The following is a 17504-nucleotide window of genomic DNA, read 5'->3' on the forward strand; positions in this document are numbered from 1 at the left end:
CCAACCATCCTTGCCCAGCATGAGCGACGCCCTTCTTGAATCGATCCAGATCGACACCGCCCCCAATCCGACCGTCTCCATCATCTGGATGCATGGCCTGGGCGCCGATGGTTCCGACTTCGTGCCCATCGTGCGCGAACTGGACTTGTCGGGGTGCCCGGCGATCCGCTTCATCTTTCCGCATGCGCCCATGATGCCGGTGACCATGAACGGCGGCTACGTGATGCGCTCGTGGTACGACATCCTGCTGGGCGAAGATTTGACCCGCCGCGAAGATGAAGGCGGCTTGCGCAATTCACAGGCAGCGATCGAACAATTGATCGCCCGCGAAAAGGCCCGCGGCATCCCCTCGAACCGCATCCTGCTCGCCGGCTTTTCGCAAGGCTGCGCCATGACGCTGCAAACCGGCTTGCGCCATCCGGAGCCGCTCGGCGGCCTGCTGTGCCTGTCGGGATACCTGCCGCTGGCTGACGTGGTCGCAGCAGAATGCCATGCCGCCAACCACGCCACGCCGATTTTCATGACGCATGGCACAGGCGACCCGGTGATCCCGCTGCAGCGCGCCGAAGCTTCGCGCGACTTACTGGCCGGACTCGGCCACAATGTAGAATGGCATGCATACCCGATGCAACACTCCGTCTGCATGGAAGAAATCGACGATATCGGCGGCTGGCTCGAGCGCGTGCTGGCCTGAATCTCACCTCCTGACCTGACTTACTCACAATGAGCCGGAAACATTTGGACCTGGGCTGCGGTGCGCGCCCGAAAAACCCCTTTGGCCATCCCGAACTGTACGGCGTGGACATCCGCGCCGACGCCGGCGGCGAAGGCATACAGATCGCCCGCGCCAACCTGAGCGTCGAGCCCATCCCGTTTGCCGACAACATGTTCGATTCGGTCTCGGCCTATGATTTTTTCGAGCATGTGCCGCGCGTGGCGCTCGACTATGCAAACCAGAGTTCGCGCTTTCCCTTCATCGAACTCATGAACGAGATCTGGCGCGTGCTCAAGCACGACGGCATCCTGTATGCAATCACGCCGGCCTACCCGCATGACAAGGCCTTCCGCGACCCCACCCACGTCAACATCATCACGGGCAAGACACACCGCTACTTCACCGAACCCCACGTCATCGGGCGCATGTATGGCTTTCATGGCAGTTTCAGGTTGAAACGGCAGTGCCGCGTACATCCACGCGGCGCCTATGAACCTACACATCCCGGCCTGGGGCACCGCCTGAAAAGCCTTGGCGAACGCCTGACCGGCCAGCAATCGCACCTGGTGTGGGAATTTGCTGCGATCAAGCCGTAGACGGCGCAGACTTAGGTAGAAAAACGGCAGCAAAAAATGTCTGCAAATGTGCCGCAGGCAGCTCCATGCTAAAAAATAGCCCTGCATGGAGTCGCACTCCTGTTCATGCAAAAAGTTCAGTTGTTCCAGAGTCTCCACGCCTTCCACGGCGATTTCCAGTTTCATGCTGTGCGCAAGGGCGATGATTGCCTTGACAATCGCCGCATCGTCGGTGTCCGTCGTAATGTCTCGCACAAATTTTCCGGGCAGGATCACACCGTTTTGCTAACCCTGATGAGCGGAGGCGAGTGCGTTACTCGAAGAACGATTGTCGAAGCATTCGGCGAAGATTTCCTGGAATATGATCAGCGTCGGCTGGACACACAAATGCGGCGCTTGCGGCGCAAGGTCAAGGAGGCTTGCAGCCAAGCGCTGCCGGTCAACACTTTACGCGCGATCGGTTACTGTTTTTATGCCAAAACGAAAATCTACCGATAGGCGTCGATGTTGATTCCCCTGCGCCGCGATTGGATTGGTGATGGCACGCAACCTGCATCCCCTGAGTGAGTGCACTCAGGTTTGCTCAGATTCGCTCATAAAGTTTCCATTTGGAAATGCCTATACTGGTTGCTTTACAGCCACTTGCGACCACCATGAAAAAATTAATGTTCCAGGCCGGCTTCCTGCTGCTCGGCGCCACCGTACTCCACATGCCAGTGCACGCACAAGGCGTCCCGGAAATCACACCGTCGCTGAAGAAGATGCTGGGTGCCCTGCCCATCGCGGAAGCCAGGGATCAGGTGCAGGGCATGGTCGGCGCCTTGAAGAAAACCAGCTGCGGCGGCAATCTCACGGGTTGCTACATGACCCAGTCGGGCCCCTTGCAGCTGTACTTCTTCACCAGCGGAACCTCACAACAAACCCTGCTGCTGGTGGTCGACAAGTCCATGAAGATGCCCAGGCTGCTGGGGGAGAAAGCGCAAAAAGTGATGGGCGAAACCTCGCTGAGCGCGCCCATCATTTCCATTTCCACGACCGACTACGAGCTGGGCAACATCAAGATGCCGCCCGCGCTGCAAAAAGTGGTGCGCGATAACTACTTCAATGTCAACACCCTGTCTTTCTCCAGCGGCGTGCAGCTCGCGGCCCGCGCCAACCTGGGCGGCGCTATCAAGTTGGCGATGGAGTCCATGGGCGTAAAGGGCAACGAGATGACGATGCGTGCCGCCGTGGTGATGCCGATCCCGACCGACTTAGCGGGCGGTGCCGGTGCTGGCGCCGCTGCGGCTGACGCCGTCGCTCATGGCAACACCATGAAGCAAGCGGGAGCCGATGCCATGAAACCCGAGGCCTTTGTGGAGTTCCAGTTTGCTCCCAAGACCTCTTTGAATTTCGGCATGCCACAAATGACGCTGACGGACGCCACGTTCTTCCTCAACAACGCCCTGGTCTTCGGCTACAAGGGCAACGCGGCCTACAAGGGCGCCACCGACAAGAAAGTCCTCACCCAGTTCCAGACGCCACTCACCCCGGCGGGTGGCATGGATCTGCTGGACTTCTCATTCCGCATGTCGACCCCCGCCAACTTCACCATGGAGGATGCAGCCCATGTGATGATCGCCATGGCTTCACCCGACCCCCGCCTGAAGAAGTACGGTGGTGGGTTTATCCGCAACATCGAGACGTTCAAGGACCCTCTGTTTGCCATGTCCGCCCCGCTGTCAGCAATCCAGTTGCGCAACCCAACACCGGCACCGGAGTACCGTTTTGGTGATAGCAGCAAACCCTTCCCTGACGATAACAAGTACTTCAACCTCGCCGTTCTCGGCCCGCTGGCCGAGGGTGGCCCGCTGATGAAAGCTGCTGGCGACGTGAACATCCTGGGGCAAAAGATGGGTTGGCTAGCAGCCTCAGCAGGCCTGGACGGGCTGCGTAGCGAAATCGGCAGGGCTCTCACGCTCAAACTCGGGCCCCTGGGCAAAGTCAGCTTCAACATGACGCAAACCACGGCCATAAGTATCTTGATGCGAGAAATGGGCTTGGAGGGCAACTTTGCTGGCCAGAAGGTGAAGGTGACTATGCACGGCGGTGTCCCGGTGGAGGGCATGAGCAGCGGCTCCGTGAAGCCGCCGGAAGGCACTTTGGAGATTGAAGTCAACGCCAGTTGCGTGAACCCCTTCGAGATCAAGACCAAGATGAAGCTCCAAGCCAGCACCGATCTTGACAAGGTGTTTGAAGGCGAGGGCGGAGTCAACGTCGATCCGGCTAAAATCCCTGGTTGTTTCGGCAAGGAACTGGAAGCCGCCTATAACAAGATCGCGGGCGAGTACAAAAACCTCAGCGGTTATACGGCCAACGCCGCCAATGCTGAGTTGAAAAAAATAAGTGATGCGGCGGCAGCCGCACAGCGGGCCGCCGAAGCCGAAGCGCAAAAAGCCGCCAAGGCAGCCGAGCAGGAAGCACAGAGAGCCGCGGAAGCTGCCCGTAAAGAATATGACAACGTCAAGAACGCCGCGCGCGATGTGGCCAGCAAGACCTCCAACGCCGCCAACAAAGCCTTTAACGATGCAGGCAACGCCTTCAAAAAACTCGGTAAGAAAAAGAAGCACAAGAAGGGCCCAGATCCCCTCTTTGCTGCGTCCGTTTTTGATTGGGACTTCTACTACGACCACGCACCCGATGTATTGGCCATCAACATGGACCTGGCCACGCACTGGCAAATCTACGGCCTTGACCAAGGTAGGCAGGCCAGCCCCGAGTTCAGTGCGACTTTCTACAGGAACCGCTATCTTGATGTTCAGCAGTTATGCAGCGCGAGCGACCTGCGTTGCGTGGTACAGCACTGGCTGGACTATGGTATTCGGCAAGGGCGCCAGGGCAGCAGCGACTTCAGCGTCGCCAGTTACCTGGATCGCTATCCAGATCTTCAAAATGCCTTTGGTAAAGCCAACTATGAAGACGCACTCGACCACTGGATCAACTATGGGGAAATCCAGGGTCGTGACGGTCGACCCGCCTCCAATGTCCAAGGGACTTTGATCGGCATGCAGCAAGTTGGCGGTGGCGGTGGTGCCCCTTGGGATGACTACACCACCTGCCAAGGTCAATACGTGATTGGGTTTCGTATCCGCGCTGGTGCAAGGGTGGATGGTTTGCAGTTCCTTTATCCCAATGGCTGGGGGGCCGTGCACGGCAACTTGGGCAACGCGCCCTACACCGCCGAGGTAGTGCTGCCCGCCGGTCACTACTTCTACGAGGTCCACTCTCGCAGCGGCACCACCGTAGACGCATTTGGCATGATCAGCAGCGGGGGTGTTAGCTATGGCATGTTTGGCGGCAGTGGCGGCACCTTCCAAGCCTACCAGGTCCCCGGAACTGAAAGGCTCGGCTGCATGATGGGGCGCGCGGGCTCCGGAATTGACCAGCTCACCTTCTCTCGTACAGGACCACGCTGATGAAAACACTCCCCCGGCGCCGGAGCCGAGTCGCGATGAACAGAATATTGCTAGCAGTTTCCGCAGTGTTTAGCTCGCTGGCGTTAAACCTACCCGCCAATGCGCAAGACAAACCGCAGTGGTCATGCCCATTCCTGTAGACCTGGCGGGCGGCGCGGTTCCTGGCAAGGTGACTAACACATGGGGCTTCGCTAATACCTGATGTTGATGACCTCGGAAATCCGGGGCCATCATGCGTTTACAACCCACAAAAATACCGTTGATCTTTGGAATACTTCATCGCTCATGAAAAAAAATACCGCCACATTCCGCCTTCGCAAAGTTGCGGCAGCCCTGACAGTTGCGCTTTGCGCCCTGCCCCCGGCCTGGGCCGATGTGCCTGCGAAGTCCTTTGCCGACATGGTGAAGGAACTTCCATTGGTGCCAGCGGGCTCGTACGACTCGGAGATGCTGGCCAAGGTCACCGGAGCGGTCAACTTCATCAAGCGCCAGGAACTGCCGCAGGCACAATTGGCGGTCAACGAAGCCTTGCAGCTTGACCCGCGCAACTCGCACCTGCATTTCCTGAACGGCTTCATCTACCACCTGCAAGCCCGGCATGGCGACACGCAAAAGAATGAAATGGCGCTGGAGGGCTACCAGCAGGCGCTGCGAATCGATCCGGGCAACTGGATCGCCCGGGAATTTCTGGGGCTGGCGTACATGGACCTCAAGCAGTTCGACCGCGCCAGGCTGGCATTTTCCGACGTTCTGCTGATGACCCCGGAGAGCGCCGTGTCCCTTTACGGCTTGATGGTGGCCTCGTATCTGACGGGCGATGCGAGAACGGCGTGCGCCATGGCCGACCAGTTCCAGAAAGCGTCGATGGAACCGAATCAAGGTTTCATCCGGTCGAGCATTTCGGTGTATGCCTCCTGCAAAAATTTTGCCCAGGCCGAGCGGATGCGAGAGAGATTGAACCAACTCACCGGCGGCGGGCCAGAGGTCGAGCGCGTGGATCGGCGGCTGGCGCAATGGAAGTCTTTTTATCTTAAGCAGGAGCAAGATGGCCCTGGCGCAAAAAACCCGGCCGCAGCAGGCATGGTGCGCACGAGCTTGGCTTCGGCCCCACCCAACGAGCGTCCCGTGCAACTCGCGCAGGCATTCACCTTGCCGAAGTTTGCTTCTCCCCCCGCTGAAAAAACCGCACCAGCCGTTGTTTCCAGCCCCAAGCCGGACGTTGTCGCACCGCCGGCTGAGCGAGCAGTCTCCGCACCAGCTGCGCCCCTCGCGGACGCGGCCGGCAGCGGCCCGCGCATGGTCCTCATCGATGTGGTGCTGCTGTCCACCCAGGAGCTGATCTCGACCTCCAAAGGCGTCAACCTGCTTAGCGCGTTGACGCTCCAGCTCGGCTCGGTAGCCGGCAACTTGCCCGCGTATTCCCGGAACTTTACCTCGAACAACCTGAACAACGCCGGCGCCAGCACCAGCACCGCCATCACCCGCGCCGTGACCATCCCGGCGCTGACCTATTCGCTGAACATCGCCAACGCCAACAACTCGGTGAACGAAGTGCTGGCGCGGCCCACCCTGGCCGCGATCGAGGGCCTGCCGTCCGAGTTTTTCTCAGGCACCAACCTGAGCGCGGGTGTAGTCTCGACCAGCCAGCAAGGCGGTACCACCATAGTGCCGCTGGACAAGCGCTTCGGCATCAAGCTGGCCGTCACGCCTTCATTCCTGCCGCAGGGGCGCGTGCAGCTCAAGGTCGAGGCGCAGCGAACTTCTCTGAACGCCAGTTCCGATAATCCCCGCGTGGCTTACCAGATCGAGATTGGCGAAATCACGGCCAACGCGAATGTCGTGATGAACCTCGGCGACACCCTGGTCTTGAGCGGATTGAGCGAAAAATCGGCTTCCAGCACGCGTGACGGTGTGCCGGGGCTGCAGGATGTGCCCGTGATTCAATACCTGTTTTCAAACAAGAAGACCAATGACCTGCAGCGCTCGGCACTCATTCTGGTCACGCCGAGATCACCCGTCCAGATCGCCGAGACCGCCGCAGGCGCTGATGAATCCATGGCAAGCCGGATGAAGGCCTTGCGCGAGAAATTCGGCTTCGCCAACAGTAGCCCTGCCAATATCGAAGCCATCATGACCCAATTGCAAGCGAATGAATTTTTCCGGGAGTTTCGTCAAGGCGATGTCTCGATGGAACGCTGGGACCGCATGCGCAGCACCGGCGATCGCCTTCGGGAAGTCCTGGGGTTTCTCTACTATTGAACGCCGCGCAGTGGACGGTTACCACATCGGTAAACATTTCAGAGGAAAAATATAAATTATCGTTACCAGCACAAAGCGCGAGCGAACACAGCCACCTGCCCGGGGCTGGTCCGGGCACAAGACCGCGATCAGATCCTAGTTGAACACTACCGTCTTGTGGCCATTGAGCAGGATGCGGTGTTCGACAAACCACTTCACCGCGCGCGCCAGCACCACGCATTCGATATCGCGACCGATGGCCGTCAGGGTATCCGGGTCCATGGAATGATCGACCCGTTCAACGCCCTGCTCGATGATCGGCCCCTCGTCGAGGTCGCCTGTTACGAAATGGGCGGTCGCGCCGATCAGCTTCACGCCGCGGTCATGCGCCTGGTAGTAAGGCTTGGCGCCCTTGAAGCTGGGCAGGAAGGAGTGATGGATGTTGATTGCCCGCCCTCTCAAGGTCTCGCACATCTCCGGCGAGAGAATCTGCATGTAACGCGCCAGCACCACCAGGTCGATATCATGCGTCTTGACGATTTCCATTACCCGCGCTTCCTGGGCGCGCTTGGCTGCGTCCGGCGCGCCGGCGTCCAGCGGCAGATGATGAAAAGGGATGTTGTAGCTTGCCGCCAGCTGGTAAAAATCCGTGTGGTTGGAGACGATCGCCGGGATTTCCACCGGCAGCAGGCCGCTCTTGTAGCGGAACAGCAGGTCATTGAGGCAGTGGCCGATCTTGGACACCATCAGCATCACGCGCGGCTTCTTCACCGCGTCATGCAACTGCCAGTTCATCCCCATGCCATCGGCCATGGCGGCAAACTGCGCGCGCAGGGCCGCATCCGGGAATGACGGGTCTTCCGCGGAAAAATGCACGCGCATGAAAAACAGCCTGGACTGCGCATCGCCGAACTGCGCCGAATCGATGATGTTGCAGCCGTGCTCGGCCAGGAAGCCAGAAACGCGATGCACGATGCCGCGCTGATCGAGACAGGACAGGGTAAGGATGTATTCCGGATGCGTCGTGGTCATGGAAAAATCGAAGCTGTTGTGCCGTGGTTGCGTAACCTTGTTATTGTCGCACGGCTAGCGTGATTTTCTCCACCCGGATGCAGCTTTCCAGCGACGCGCGCACAAAAAATGGCCAGCACCTTGCGGATGCTGGCCATGTCTTGCAACGGAAGGCTACCGTCGGCGCCCTATCGCTTCATGGACGAGTCGATGCATGAGACACCTTCCGCAATGCAGCAGGGCTGGATCAGCCGGCCTTGGCGACCGACAGGTTGCGCGCTGCGGTGGCGGTGCCGACCTGGACATCGCCGGCCAGCTGGCCGCCTTCTTCAATGACGACCTTGCCGTAACGGATCTTGCCGGTGACCTTGCCGGTCGCGTAGATCACCAATTTCTGACGCACGGTCAGGTCGCCATCAAATTCGCCATGGATTTCAGCGATATCGATTTCAGCCGAACCCTTGAACGCGCCGCACTCGGCGATCTGGATCACGCGCGAATCCATGGTGGCCTCGACACGGCCTTCAACCACGAGCGTGTCGCAATCGGTGATTTCAACGCCCTTGAGCTTGATGTTCGGGCCGACGATCAGCTTGCTGCCGACTTCGTTGGTGCTGGCCACAGGAGCCGCCTTGGCGGCGCTATTGTCGATCGACGACGGCACGTTGGCGGCAGCTGCGCCGGTCTTGAGCGTGCTGGAAGAAGACAGGCTGCTGCCGAACGGTTGCGCCGGGCTGTTCGTCGTGGTGGAAGTATTGGTAGTGGAATCGCGTTTGCCGAAAAGCGTATCTGAACGAAGCATGCTATCTCCTGAAAATGGACAACTCAATGTCTGGATTAAAAAATTCTTTCGCGCCAACCGCAGGCCTTAGCCTGATGCCGTTTGGAAATAATGTGGGCACTTGCATTGGTCACTGGCAATTTCAGAAAGTTCCGGCATTGTTACAAATTCAGAAAATTATTTGTAACAGCCAAAAAGCCCCTTGCGGACAAAGCGATAGACGAAAAAAAACGCTGCCGAAACGGCAGCGTTTTTCTTGAGTACGGTACGCGGATTTAGTTACGAACCACGCGCTTGTATTCATTGGTGCGGGTATCGATTTCAATCACATCGTCGGTTGCGACAAACAGCGGCACCTGGACGGTGTGGCGATGCGCCTCGATGGCGTTTTCAATCTGGGCTTCCTTCAGGACATTGCCCGAAGTATTGCCCTTGACTGCCGGCTCCGAGTAAACCACCTGGCGCGCGATAGTGATTGGCAATTCCACGGAAATCGCCTTGCCATCATAGAAAACGGCTTCGCATTCCATGCCGTCTTTCAGGTAATGCAGCGCATCGCCCAGGTTTTCTTCTTCGATTTCGAACTGGTTGTATTCTTCATCCATGAAGACATACAGCGGGTCTGCGAAATACGAATAGGTCACAGGCTTCTTGTCGAGTACCACGACGTCGAACTTGTCGTCACCACGGAAGACGTTTTCCAGCGGGCTGTTCGTCAGAAGATTTTTCATCTTCCATTTGTAGGTAAAGCCGGTGCGGCTCGAACCGTTGACGTCAGAACGCAGAACGATAAAAGGCTTGCCGTCAACCATGATGATGTTGCCAACGCGAACTTCTTTTGCAGGTTTCATAGAAAATGTACGTAAAAAATAGGTTGCATGAAAATCATCTGTCGCCTCATGGCTAACTGCGCCTTAAGCTCACGTTGTTTGATCGAAAACAAACGAGATAGATTAACCGCGCATTATACCTTGTTTTCGTCCGCGTCTAGCCGTAACGCCTCGGCAAACTTCAGCAAATTGGAAGACAAATCTCCGAGCAAAAGCATCTGGCGCTGCCACTCGGCCGACCGATCTGTAATTTTCGGCATGTCGTCCCGGACTGCCCGCCATATCGATGTCCAACTGGGCGCGTCATCGACGCATTCGGACGAGGCGCCGTTCCAGCGCAGGGAAAAAGCCACCAGGCTATCAATATTGCTTGCATAGCGTTGCAAGAAAGCCCGCAATTTGACGTGATGCAGATTTTTGTCTTGCAGGTAGATATGCCAGATAAAAGGCTTGCCCGCCCACTGCGCCCGCACGAAAGAATCCTCGCCGCGCACAAAATTGAGGTCGCATGCCCATAGCAGCCGGTCGTAATCCGGCTGGGCAACGAAGGGCATCACCCGCACGGTAAGCGCGCCGCGGGTGCGCGCCGCACCCGGCCTGGCTTCCGCTTCCAGAAAATCCCGTACCGTCTCTGTTGCAACGCCTTCAGGCACCAGGCACACAATGGCGGTATCGCCGCCCTGCCACGCCTCAAACAACGCCGCAACCGGCGCGAAGGGATAACAGAACAGGGAAACCTTCACCGCAGCCATCTCGGCGGGCGTGACACCCAGGCGCGCGAAAAAGTCCCGCATCGCTGCGGGATCCGACTGGAATTGCCGGCGCTCGTGTTCAAGGTCAGCTTCATGCAGCAAGCCACCGGTTTTGACGGTAAAGCCCGGGAAGAAGAAATGCTTCGTCAGTGGCAGGCGCGGGTGCATCGAAGGCAAGGCATGACACCCTTCCACCCAATCCTCGGCGCTCAAGCCTTCCAGGTTGAGCCACACCGGGCGTGGAGTGCACTCGGCCATGGCCGTGATGTAGCCCGGCGGGATATCGCAGCCAAAAAATTCGATGACGATATCGGCGATATCGTCTGCAGAGAATGTACCTTCCTGGTCGCGCCAGTGGCGCACCGTCACGCCCGCAACTTGCTGCAGCGCGACGTCAATCTCGACATCCGGGCATATCCGCTGAAAGCTGAGCAGATCGTCCACCCACAAGGTCACGGCAAGACCATGCTCGTGCCCCAGCTGCCGCGCCAGGCGCCAGCAGATGCCGATATCGCCGAAGTTGTCGACGACCTTGCAGAAGATGGCGAGGGATTGGGCTTGGATCATTTGCAAAAGCATAAATGAAAAACGCCACGCAGATGCGTGGCGTTTTTATTTGGCGTCCCCAGGGGGATTCGAACCCCCGTACTCACCGTGAAAGGGTGATGTCCTAGGCCTCTAGACGATGGGGACAGTAACCTGTCCGTATTGCTAATCTACACTATTTAATGGTGGAGGTAAGCGGGATCGAACCGCTGACCTCTTGCATGCCATGCAAGCGCTCTCCCAGCTGAGCTATACCCCCCTTGCGTAGAAGCGAAATTATAGCAAAGCTTCCTTGATTCTGCAAATCCACTTTTTGAATATTTATGAAAGATGCTTTGCCAGTCGCGCCAGCACCGTTTCGCGGCCAAATAATTCAACCACGGCATCGATCGAAGGCGTCTGCAACTGGCCCGTGATCAGGAGGCGCAAAGGCATGGCCAGCTGCGGCATCTTCAGCTTGTGCGCGGCCAGCACTTCCTTCAGCATGGCCGACAAGGCTTCCTTCTTCCACTCCACCGTCTTGCACTGTTCGGCATATTGCAGAAGCGCCGGCTTCACCGCCTCGGTCAGGTGCTGCGCCAGCAAGGCCGCATCGGGATGCGGCTGGCGATAGAACAGCATGGCGGCATCGGCCAGCTCGTTCAGCGTATTGGTACGGTCCTTCATCAGCCCGATCGCCGAAGCCAGCGCCGGCGCGCCGTCGAACTGCGCGCCTTCACGTTCCATCACCGGACGCACCAGGTCCGCCAGGCGCTCGTTGTCGGCCAGCTTGATGTAATGGTTGTTCAGCCATGCCAGCTTTTCCGGGTTGAACTGCGCCGGCGACTTGGAAAGGTGGTCGAGGTCGAACCACGAACACAATTGCTCCATCGAGAAAATTTCGTCATCGCCATGGCTCCAGCCCAGGCGCGCCAGGTAATTCAGCATGGCTTCCGGCAGATAGCCCTGCGCCGGGTATTCCATGACGCTGACGGCGCCGTGGCGCTTGGACAGCTTTTCGCCATCGGCGCCGAGGATCATCGGCACGTGACCGTATTGCGGCAGCGGCGCGCCCAGCGCCTGCAGGATATTGATCTGGCGCGGGGTATTGTTGACATGGTCATCGCCGCGGATCACGTGGGTGATGTCCATGTCCCAGTCGTCGATCGCCACGCAGAAGTTGTAGGTCGGCGTGCCATCCTGTCGCGCAATCACGAGGTCGTCGAGCTCGCGGTTGGAAATCGTGATCGGCCCCTTGACGACATCGTTCCAGGTGACGTCGCCATCGGGCGGATTGCGGAAGCGCACCACCGGCTTGCGGCCTTCCGGCAGCGGCGGCAAGGTCTTGCCCGGCTCGGGACGCCAGGTGCCGTCGTAGCGCGGCTTTTCGCCGGCAGCGCGCAGGCGCTCGCGCATCGCCTCGACTTCTTCCGGCGAGGAATAGCAGTAATAGGCCGAACCCGCCTGCAGCATTTGCGCGATCACTTCGCGGTAGCGGTCCATCCGCTTCATCTGGTAGAACGGACCTTCGTCATGCGCAAGACCAAGCCATTGCATGCCATCGAGGATCGCCTGCACCGCCTCCGGGGTCGAGCGCTCCAGGTCGGTATCCTCGATGCGCAGGATGAAGGTGCCGCCGAAGTGGCGGGCATACGCCCACGAAAACAGCGCGGTGCGGGCGCCGCCGAGATGGAGATAGCCGGTGGGGCTGGGAGCGAAACGGGTGCGGACGGTCATGGCGTAGGTGGCAAATAAAAACGGCCTTGGAACGCCAAAGCCGTTGAATTTATGAATAAAAGCGTATTTTACCGTGTTGGATGCCTGCGTGGAAACCGCCGCTCATTCCGCGATGGGCGCAAAGCGCTGCACGGGCTTGCCGTCGACGTCGATCGTTTCGAAAAACACCGCCTTGTCGCGCACCCAGACCGTGCCATTGTGCGCGCGGTAGACGATCACCGGCACAAGGTCGGCTTCGCGCGTCGCCTCGCACACCAGTTCGTAAATGCCGCCTTTGTAGTGCCGGTAACGTGCAGGAGTATTGTTTGTCATGAATGGAAATCAAAGGCGTTGAAAATCAGTTGTCCTGCACGGGCGGCGCACTGTCATCCGGCTGCTGCACTGCCCTGCCTGGCTGCATTTGCTTCATCGACTTGCCAGGCTTGTCGGCGTCGGAAAGCGCATAGGGGTCGGCCACATAGGCCGGACCTTTCATCAGCATGACGACGAAAGCGCCAATGCCCACGGTGACGATGGCGATCCAGAACACGATCATCACGGCGATGCACAGGATGTCGACCGTGGCGATAAGCTTGGGTCCAGCAGTATCGGGATCGGACAGTGGCAGCAGTCGCACGACCAACGCCGGCAACGCGACAAGGACACTGCCGAAAAGCGCTACTCTGGGCAACAGGCGCATGATCTTGCGCTCCATGCCTGCCGGGGTTTTGGTGTGACCGGAGAGTTTGTTGAACAGGTTCACCATGGTACGGTGCTGCCGCGTGGCATCCTTAATCAAAGCAGGCTTAGATGTAACGCCATCATAAACCTTGTCGGGCAGGTTGGGAAACTGCGGCCCGGCGCGCCGCTGCGCGACACCCCGCCCCGCAGAGACGAAGCTTTGCGCGCCCGTCTCCGCCAAAATGAAAAAAGCCCCTTGCGGGGCTATTTTCATGTTTTTTGGCGGAGACGGAGGGAGTCGAACCCTCGATACAGGTTTAAGCCCATATGCTTCCTTAGCAGGGAAGTGCCTTCGACCACTCGGCCACGTCTCCACACGAGAAACGGTCAAGAATGTCCGTTTCTGTTCAGCCACGCATAATAACTTCTCACGCGCGTCTGGTCAATCAAACTATTGTTCGAATCAGGCAGCTTTTTCCAGATCGAATGCCTTGTGCAACGCGCGCACGGCCAGTTCCATGTATTTTTCATCGATCAGGACGGAAATCTTGATCTCCGAGGTCGAGATCAACTGGATGTTGATGCCTTCTTCGGCCAAGGTACGGAACATTTGCGAAGCAATACCGACGTGGCTGCGCATGCCCACGCCCACCACCGACACTTTCGACACCTTGGTGTCGCCGGTGATGCTGGTCGGGCTGATATGGCCCTTGACGCTCTTTTCCAGCACGTCAATGGTCTTGGCGTATTCACCGCGCGGCACAGTAAAGGAGAAATCGGTCTTGCCATCCACCGACTGGTTCTGGATGATCATGTCGACTTCAATATTGGCATCGGCAACCGGGCCGAGGATCTGGTAGGCAATGCCCGGCTTGTCCGGCACGCCCTGCACGGTGATCTTGGCTTCGTCGCGGCTGAAGGCGATGCCGGTGATTGTTGCTTGTTCCATCTTTGTATCTTCCTCAAACGAAATCAGGGTACCGGATTTGGCTTCTTCTTCCAGCGGTATCATCGGGTCGGTCAGCGACGACAGCACGCGCGTGGGCATGCGGTAGTTGCCGGCAAATTCCACCGAGCGGATCTGCAGGACCTTGGAGCCCAGCGAGGCCATTTCCAGCATTTCCTCGAAGGTCACCGTGTTCAGGCGACGCGCTTCGGAGACCACGCGCGGATCCGTCGTGTAGACGCCGTCGACGTCAGTATAGATCAGGCATTCCTGCGCCTTCAGCGCCGCAGCCACGGCAACAGCCGAGGTATCGGAGCCGCCGCGACCGAGGGTCGTGATATTGCCGCCCTCGTCCACGCCCTGGAAGCCGGTAACGATGACGACCTTGCCGGCATCGAGGTCCTTGCGGATCCTGGCATCATCGATCGACTGGATGCGCGCCTTAGTAAAGGCCGAATCGGTCTTGATGGGAACTTGCCAGCCGGCGTACGACACCGCCTGCTTGCCGAGCGACTGCAGCGCCATCGACAGCAGCGCCACCGACACCTGCTCGCCGGTGGAAGCGAGCATGTCGAGCTCGCGCGGGTCGGGCTGCGGCATGATTTCCCTGGCCAGGCCGATCAGGCGGTTGGTCTCGCCCGACATCGCGGATGGCACGACCACGATCTGGTTGCCGGCGTCGTGCCATTTGGCGACGCGCCTGGCGACATTGCGGATACGCTCGGTCGAGCCCATCGACGTACCGCCGTATTTGTGAACTATGAGTGCCATAACTAAAATGATGAAAAACGAATAAAAATCAACCTTTTAGTCTACCTGTTGCGAGCCGGGAACACAAGTGGGCAAGCCCGGATTACAGCACAACGTGCGTGACAAAAAGCTGTTGCTAGACTGCCAGCACATGCTCCCAGCGCAGGCGGATATAGTCGCCCTGCCCCATTCCGATATGGTGACAATCCATGCCGATACCGGCCGCATACAACAACTCTTGGGAAGCCATCACTAGCGGCAGGAAGGGACGCTCCCAGCCAGGTACCCCGAGAGCCTGGAAATGCTGCTTGAGGCTGCGCGTGGGACGGTTGGCGGCCAGCTTGACGGTTTCGCCGCCCTTGCGATAGCGGATTTGCAAGTTCTGCGCGCGCAGCCAGGCGGCGTCGAGTCCTTCTGGCGCGGGTTCGAAATGCAGCCGCCCCCGGTAGGCCGGAAATTCCAGCCGAGCCTCGCCCTGCCAGCGGAAGGACAAGGGTGCCACATCGGTCGCATCCGCATCCCATTTTGGCGTCAGGTACACGAGGTTGCGGTGGCGCCGGATAGCGCAGTCCGGGTGCGACACGCACAATTGCGCATCGGCCTTGGCTTGCAGCAGTTGCGTGCGCATTTCAGCCAGCCACGAAGTCGAAGGCATGCGCACGCCCTGCACGCTCATCCAGTGGCGCAGCAGGTTATCAAGACGCTCGCTGCTCAAGGCGCGCAGGCGTTCAAGGTCCAGGCAGGCGCCCGTGGCACACGCTGCCAGGTCTTCCTGCGCCAGCTGCTCCAGCAAGCGCTGCGCCGCCTGCATATGGCCGGCACTGCGCGCCAGGCGCTCCTGGAAACCCGGAAAGCTTTGCCCCAGCTGCTGCATCACGCCATGACGCAAGGCGTTGCGGGCATAGCGGGGATCGGCGTTCGATTCATCGTCCACATGCCGGATGCCGGCTTTCGCAGCCCAGGCTTCCAGTTCGGCGCGACCCACGTCCAGCAGGGGGCGCGCCATCAACAGGTCCGGGTCGCCCAGCAGCGTAGGCGCGGCGTTCACTGCATCCATGCCGGACAGGCCGGCAACGCCGGAGCCGCGCAAGAGCTGTAGCAATACCGTCTCGGCCTGGTCATCCAGGTGATGCGCCGTCAGCAGCAGGGACACCCCATGCTGGCGGCACATATCGCCCAGGGTGGCATAGCGGACCAGGCGCGCAGCCTCTTCGACGCCGCTGCGCCCGGCTGCATCAATCTGTACCCGGCGCGCCTCGAAGGCCACGCTGAGCGCCTGCGCCTCGCCCTCGCAATGCGCAGTCCAGGCATCGGCATTGAGACTCAAGCCATGATGAATATGGAAGGCAAACAGGCGCAAGCCGCGCGCCGCGGCTGCCTGCTGCGCCAGGCGCAAGAGCACCGAAGAGTCGAGGCCGCCGCTGTAGGCGACGGCAACGGTGGGCGGCGCATCGGCGCAAAAGGAAACGCGCGCCAGAATCGCTTCCAGCGCGCGTTCGAATCGGTCGCCCACAGAGGGCGAGTGCGCAGACGAATGGCCCACGCCTTAGTCCTGCGGCGTGATTTCCTTGAATTTGCCGTAGCTCATCAGCTTCTCATGACGTGCAGCCAGCAAATCCTTCGGCTTCATGCCCTGGAACTGGCGCAGCGAGTCGGCCAGCGCGCGCTTCAGCATCGCCGCCATCTGCTTCGGATCGCGATGTGCGCCGCCCAGCGGCTCACTGACGATCTTGTCGATCAGGTTCATGGCTTTCAGACGGTGCGCGGTCAGGCCAAGGTTCTCGGCTGCTTCGCTGGCACGGTCGGCTGTCTTCCACAGGATCGAGGCGCAGCCTTCCGGCGAGATCACCGAGTAAGTCGAGTATTGCAGCATCAGCACGCAATCGCCCACGGCGATCGCCAGCGCGCCGCCCGAACCGCCCTCGCCGATGATGGTGGCGATCAGCGGCACCTTCAGTTCAGCCATCACGTAGATGTTATGGCCCAGCGCTTCGGACTGGCCGCGCTCCTCGGCATCGATGCCGGGGAAGGCGCCCGGCGTATCGACGAAGGTAAAGATCGGCAGGTTGAATTTTTCCGCCAGCTTCATCAGGCGCATCGCCTTGCGATAGCCTTCCGGGCGCGGCATGCCGAAGTTGCGCATGGCGCGCTCCTTGGTATCGCGCCCCTTCTGGTGGCCGATCACCATGCAAGCCTGGCCATTGAAACGCGCCAGGCCGCCGACGATGGAAAGGTCGTCGGCAAAGGTGCGGTCGCCATGCAGCTCATGGAAATCCGTGAAGATTTCGTTGACGTAATCCATGGTATACGGGCGCTGCGGATGACGCGCGATCTGCGAGACTTGCCAGGGCGTGAGCTTGGCGTAGATATCCTTGGTCAGCTGTTCGCTTTTCTTCGCCAGGCGCTCGATCTCTTCCGAGATATCGACAGCGGAATCATCCTGCACGAAGCGCAGTTCTTCGATCTTGGAATCCAGCTCCGCGATCGGCTGCTCGAAATTGAGGAATGTGGTTTTACTCATCGTGTTCC

16 protein-coding genes, 3 tRNA genes and 1 pseudogene are annotated in these 17504 nt (G+C 59.2%); 6 read left to right on the forward strand and 14 right to left on the reverse strand.

The features are described from left to right. The first annotated feature begins 19 nt into the window (after nt 1-19). Together EKL02_RS11870 and EKL02_RS11875 are read left to right on the forward strand one after the other, a co-directional pair. Nucleotides 20-694, forward strand: coding sequence for an alpha/beta hydrolase (locus tag EKL02_RS11870; protein ID WP_128902250.1), 675 nt, complete (start codon nt 20-22; stop codon nt 692-694). 29 nt (nt 695-723) lie between these two features. Continuing rightward, nucleotides 724-1311 (forward strand): class I SAM-dependent methyltransferase, encoded by a 588-nt coding sequence (locus EKL02_RS11875; RefSeq protein WP_128902251.1) that lies wholly within the window; start codon nt 724-726, stop codon nt 1309-1311. Between the two features lie 126 nt (nt 1312-1437). On the opposite strand, the pseudogene EKL02_RS18580 reads toward EKL02_RS11875, so the two are convergent. Continuing rightward, nucleotides 1438-1566: pseudogene (locus EKL02_RS18580) on the reverse strand (hypothetical protein); the annotation flags it as partial. A gap of 18 nt (nt 1567-1584) precedes the next feature. Between EKL02_RS18580 and EKL02_RS11885 the strand changes: the two are divergent. The 3 genes from EKL02_RS11885 (at nt 1585) to EKL02_RS11895 (ending at nt 7004) form a co-directional block, all read left to right on the forward strand. Continuing rightward, a complete protein-coding gene (locus tag EKL02_RS11885) occupies nt 1585-1788 on the forward strand; it encodes a helix-turn-helix domain-containing protein (RefSeq protein ID WP_241687871.1) in 204 nt (67 codons plus the stop codon). Between the two features lie 155 nt (nt 1789-1943). Beyond that, nucleotides 1944-4745, forward strand: a complete 2802-nt coding sequence (locus EKL02_RS11890; protein WP_241687701.1) for a lectin — start codon at nt 1944-1946, stop codon at nt 4743-4745. 285 nt (nt 4746-5030) lie between these two features. Then, nucleotides 5031-7004, forward strand: a complete 1974-nt coding sequence (locus EKL02_RS11895) for a secretion protein (RefSeq protein WP_128902252.1) — start codon at nt 5031-5033, stop codon at nt 7002-7004. 135 nt (nt 7005-7139) lie between these two features. Here EKL02_RS11895 and purU read toward each other — a convergent pair whose 3' ends face one another. Together purU and EKL02_RS11905 are read right to left on the reverse strand one after the other, a co-directional pair. Next, on the reverse strand, nt 7140-8015 hold the full coding sequence (purU, locus tag EKL02_RS11900) for a formyltetrahydrofolate deformylase (protein ID WP_128902253.1): 876 nt from the start codon (nt 8013-8015) through the stop codon (nt 7140-7142). Between the two features lie 226 nt (nt 8016-8241). After that, on the reverse strand, nt 8242-8796 hold the full coding sequence (locus EKL02_RS11905) for a polymer-forming cytoskeletal protein (protein ID WP_128902254.1): 555 nt from the start codon (nt 8794-8796) through the stop codon (nt 8242-8244). Nucleotides 8797-8822: 26 nt separating this feature from the next. On the opposite strand from EKL02_RS11905, the gene EKL02_RS11910 reads away from it, so the two are divergent. Then, nucleotides 8823-9035: a hypothetical protein gene (locus EKL02_RS11910; RefSeq protein ID WP_128902255.1), complete on the forward strand. Its 213-nt coding sequence runs from the start codon at nt 8823-8825 to the stop codon at nt 9033-9035. A gap of 15 nt (nt 9036-9050) precedes the next feature. Here EKL02_RS11910 and EKL02_RS11915 read toward each other — a convergent pair whose 3' ends face one another. From EKL02_RS11915 to EKL02_RS11965, 11 genes are all read right to left on the reverse strand, one after another. After that, the gene (locus EKL02_RS11915; RefSeq protein WP_119783967.1) at nt 9051-9626 is read right to left on the reverse strand and encodes an elongation factor P; all 576 of its coding nucleotides are present in this window, start codon (nt 9624-9626) and stop codon (nt 9051-9053) included. 113 nt (nt 9627-9739) lie between these two features. Then, complete coding sequence (earP, locus tag EKL02_RS11920) at nt 9740-10924, reverse strand: elongation factor P maturation arginine rhamnosyltransferase EarP (RefSeq protein WP_128902256.1); 1185 nt, start codon at nt 10922-10924, stop codon at nt 9740-9742. A 50-nt stretch (nt 10925-10974) separates the two neighbouring features. Then, nucleotides 10975-11050, reverse strand: a tRNA-Glu gene (locus tag EKL02_RS11925). 36 nt (nt 11051-11086) lie between these two features. Next, a tRNA-Ala gene (locus tag EKL02_RS11930) sits at nt 11087-11162 on the reverse strand. Between the two features lie 62 nt (nt 11163-11224). Next, the gene (gene gltX / locus EKL02_RS11935; RefSeq protein ID WP_128902257.1) at nt 11225-12619 is read right to left on the reverse strand and encodes a glutamate--tRNA ligase; all 1395 of its coding nucleotides are present in this window, start codon (nt 12617-12619) and stop codon (nt 11225-11227) included. Between the two features lie 102 nt (nt 12620-12721). Continuing rightward, nucleotides 12722-12931 (reverse strand): DUF1653 domain-containing protein, encoded by a 210-nt coding sequence (locus EKL02_RS11940; protein WP_128902258.1) that lies wholly within the window; start codon nt 12929-12931, stop codon nt 12722-12724. A 25-nt stretch (nt 12932-12956) separates the two neighbouring features. Then, on the reverse strand, nt 12957-13553 hold the full coding sequence (locus EKL02_RS18370; protein ID WP_206732385.1) for a hypothetical protein: 597 nt from the start codon (nt 13551-13553) through the stop codon (nt 12957-12959). A 6-nt stretch (nt 13554-13559) separates the two neighbouring features. Beyond that, nucleotides 13560-13653: transfer RNA gene (locus EKL02_RS11950), tRNA-Ser, on the reverse strand. Nucleotides 13654-13742: 89 nt separating this feature from the next. Continuing rightward, complete coding sequence (locus EKL02_RS11955) at nt 13743-14996, reverse strand: aspartate kinase (RefSeq protein ID WP_128902259.1); 1254 nt, start codon at nt 14994-14996, stop codon at nt 13743-13745. Nucleotides 14997-15111: 115 nt separating this feature from the next. Further along, complete coding sequence (gene tilS / locus EKL02_RS11960; RefSeq protein WP_241687702.1) at nt 15112-16518, reverse strand: tRNA lysidine(34) synthetase TilS; 1407 nt, start codon at nt 16516-16518, stop codon at nt 15112-15114. A 3-nt stretch (nt 16519-16521) separates the two neighbouring features. Continuing rightward, nucleotides 16522-17496 carry an acetyl-CoA carboxylase carboxyltransferase subunit alpha gene (locus EKL02_RS11965; protein ID WP_128902261.1) on the reverse strand — a complete coding sequence of 325 codons (975 nt, stop codon included), beginning with the start codon at nt 17494-17496 and terminating at the stop codon, nt 16522-16524. Nucleotides 17497-17504 lie beyond the last annotated feature (8 nt).

The organism is Janthinobacterium sp. 17J80-10 (assembly GCF_004114795.1).
Lineage (GTDB): Bacteria > Pseudomonadota > Gammaproteobacteria > Burkholderiales > Burkholderiaceae_D > Paucimonas.

Excerpts from the sequence above, each read along its gene's own strand:
- EKL02_RS11885 (WP_241687871.1), top strand. The coding sequence starts at position 1,585 with ATGAGCGGAGGCGAGTGCGTTACTCGAAGAACGATTGTCGAAGCATTC.
- EKL02_RS11875 (WP_128902251.1), top strand. The coding sequence starts at position 724 with ATGAGCCGGAAACATTTGGACCTGGGCTGCGGTGCGCGCCCGAAAAAC.
- EKL02_RS11965 (WP_128902261.1), bottom strand. The coding sequence starts at position 17,496 with ATGAGTAAAACCACATTCCTCAATTTCGAGCAGCCGATCGCGGAGCTG.
- EKL02_RS11940 (WP_128902258.1), bottom strand. The coding sequence starts at position 12,931 with ATGACAAACAATACTCCTGCACGTTACCGGCACTACAAAGGCGGCATT.
- EKL02_RS11890 (WP_241687701.1), top strand. The coding sequence starts at position 1,944 with ATGAAAAAATTAATGTTCCAGGCCGGCTTCCTGCTGCTCGGCGCCACC.
- EKL02_RS11955 (WP_128902259.1), bottom strand. The coding sequence starts at position 14,996 with ATGGCACTCATAGTTCACAAATACGGCGGTACGTCGATGGGCTCGACC.
- gltX (WP_128902257.1), bottom strand. The coding sequence starts at position 12,619 with ATGACCGTCCGCACCCGTTTCGCTCCCAGCCCCACCGGCTATCTCCAT.
- EKL02_RS11915 (WP_119783967.1), bottom strand. The coding sequence starts at position 9,626 with ATGAAACCTGCAAAAGAAGTTCGCGTTGGCAACATCATCATGGTTGAC.
- purU (WP_128902253.1), bottom strand. The coding sequence starts at position 8,015 with ATGACCACGACGCATCCGGAATACATCCTTACCCTGTCCTGTCTCGAT.
- earP (WP_128902256.1), bottom strand. The coding sequence starts at position 10,924 with ATGATCCAAGCCCAATCCCTCGCCATCTTCTGCAAGGTCGTCGACAAC.
- EKL02_RS11910 (WP_128902255.1), top strand. The coding sequence starts at position 8,823 with ATGTCTGGATTAAAAAATTCTTTCGCGCCAACCGCAGGCCTTAGCCTG.
- EKL02_RS18370 (WP_206732385.1), bottom strand. The coding sequence starts at position 13,553 with ATGAAAATAGCCCCGCAAGGGGCTTTTTTCATTTTGGCGGAGACGGGC.
- EKL02_RS11895 (WP_128902252.1), top strand. The coding sequence starts at position 5,031 with ATGAAAAAAAATACCGCCACATTCCGCCTTCGCAAAGTTGCGGCAGCC.
- EKL02_RS11870 (WP_128902250.1), top strand. The coding sequence starts at position 20 with ATGAGCGACGCCCTTCTTGAATCGATCCAGATCGACACCGCCCCCAAT.
- EKL02_RS11905 (WP_128902254.1), bottom strand. The coding sequence starts at position 8,796 with ATGCTTCGTTCAGATACGCTTTTCGGCAAACGCGATTCCACTACCAAT.